The 2,144-nt window shown below is 66.3% G+C and carries 2 protein-coding genes; one reads left to right on the plus strand and one right to left on the minus strand.

Annotation, left to right across the window (positions count from 1 at the left end; all coding sequences use genetic code 11):
- Nucleotides 1–725, minus strand: a 725-nt coding sequence (locus DB30_RS40670; RefSeq protein ID WP_205633208.1) for a transposase zinc-binding domain-containing protein, incomplete at its 3' end; no start/stop codon positions are given.
- 251 nt (nt 726–976) lie between these two features.
- Here DB30_RS40670 and DB30_RS40675 point away from each other — a divergent pair.
- On the plus strand, nt 977–1,189 hold the full coding sequence (locus tag DB30_RS40675; protein WP_240480446.1) for an ATP-binding protein: 213 nt from the start codon (nt 977–979) through the stop codon (nt 1,187–1,189).
- Nucleotides 1,190–2,144 lie beyond the last annotated feature (955 nt).

The raw sequence follows: 2,144 nt of genomic DNA on the forward strand, positions 1-2,144 counted from the left end.
GAACGACCATGGCGCTCGCACACGCCGACGAGTCGCTGGTGTGTCCAGCGGGCCACCTCGGCGACTTGCTCGGGGCTGGGATTGGAGAGGGCGTGAAAGCGCAGCACGCCTGCGTCATCGCGGACGTACACGCCGTCGAGCGCGAGCGTATGAAAATGGACGTTGAGACGGAGCGAGGAGTCGGCGCGCTGGACGAAAGTGATCGCGCCGATCTGCGCGTCGTCGACCGAGCCCAAGCCCAGCTCGAGCTTGGCTCGGCGACGCAGCGAGCGTCGCAGCGCGCCGATGAACACCGCGAGCACATCGGCGCAGAGCCGACGGTCGTAGCCCATCGCGTAGCGCAGCCGCCACGGCAACGAGCAGACCCACTGCCTGACCGGGACCTCGGGCAACACCTCGTCGACGAGATGAGCCGCGATGTCGGACATGCGTCGGCCGAGACATGATGGACAAAATCCGCGGCGTTTGCAGGAAAAGCCCACGACCATCGAGGAGCCGCAGCGACGGCAAGCGAAGTGCGCGAGGCCGTGCTCGAGGATGCCGCAGCGCAGGTACGCCTCGAACTCGTCGACGACGAACTCGGGCAAACCACCGGCTTGCTCGGCGCGCTCGCGAAAGCTCGGCCAGTGCTGCGCGACGACCTGGTGGAGCAGCGTCTGCTCAGGCTGACGGCGCTCGTAGCCGTCTCGGCGTCGCGCCGAGCATGCCGCGGGTACGGATCCCACGACGAGCTACTCGGCCGTCGCGGTCTCGCGTTGCAGCGCTCATGCGTGAGCCCACAAGGTGGCCGAGAACCGGGCCACTTCCAGCGGTCACGCACCGAGCGGTGCGTGTCCTTCGGCGTCACAAGCGGCGGATCTCCTCGGGCGAGCCGGGAAACCATGGGCGACGAAGCTGCCGTTTCCGGTGCAGGTGGTCGAGCGGGTCGAGCGCATCGATCACGTGACGCGGCCGTCGATACGAACGCCGGAGCCTGGTGCTGACCACGAACTTGGCCTTTCGGGACTGGCCGTCGATTTTTCCGAACTCGGCCTGCACGACTGCGCTGATCGATCGGGTCATCCACCACGCGAGCGTCATCACGATCAAGGGGAAGAGCTATCGGCTGCGCGAGGCGCAGCTTGACGCCGAGGAGCAGGTGACGGGGAAGGCCGCGAAACCGAGGGGCAAGGGGCGGACGCCTCGCTGATCAGAATTCCGCGCTTTCTCGTGGTCACCAACACGGTGCAGCTGTTGGCTCGCACCGCGGCGTCACTGTAGTGGCGGACAGCCCACAGCCACAGCGCCAGGGCGATCGCCATTGCTGTGTAGTGCCGACCACGAAGCAGACCACGCGGGCCGACGACGATGATCGCCTTGCAGCACTGGCATGCGTAGCGGCGCAGCAGTAGCTCAATCTGCTCGACGTTGCCGCCAGCGTCGACAGGGACCCCGACTCGGCGCTCGCGTAGGCCGTGGCCATGGAGCAGAACGCGATCGCCGTCGACGCCTGGCGCGTCGCAGACGGGACACCGTGCAGGGCGGGCCGTGGCCACGTCGGGCGGCTGCCTGGCCCAAAACTTGACGTCGACGTTGAAGTAGACGAAACGGGAGGTGTTCTCGGTTGGCGCTTCGCACATCGTGCTCGCCGAGGCTCGACGGGGTTGGTGCTGGTAACACCTCTCCGTCATCTTTTTGGTTGGTCCTCGGTCCTGAGCCCGCTCTACGATGGTGGGCGCGGAACGCCAAAGAACTCGCTCGATGAGGGGGGGTGGCTTGCTCATGGGTGGCAGCGCCATCATCTGGCGGGGTCGAAAACCACGCCAACGCCCGCCTCTGACTCGCTCGTTAACACCAGCAAGCGTCCGAGACCCTGGATGCCGCCGAGCACAAGTTCGAACTCGCGCAACGCTCGGGTGACGCGAGCTCGCAGGCGTTTCGCGAGCCGCCAGCGATTACGAAGTAGCGAGTCGCAGGTGGCGGTTAGTCACGATCTCGCTGCTCGCCGCAGCGAGTTGGGACTACGCCGGTCACCTTGCAACACCGGCATGACGACAGCTGCTGTACCGTCCCGCGTTATTTGCGAGATGTTGTCCCACGATCACCACGGGGCTGCACAGCCTCGGCATGACCCTGCGTGACAGTCGGCCGGCCGAGTTGCAGCT

The sequence above is a fragment of the Enhygromyxa salina genome, assembly GCF_000737335.2.
Taxonomy (GTDB): domain Bacteria; phylum Myxococcota_A; class Polyangia; order Nannocystales; family Nannocystaceae; genus Plesiocystis; species Plesiocystis salina_C.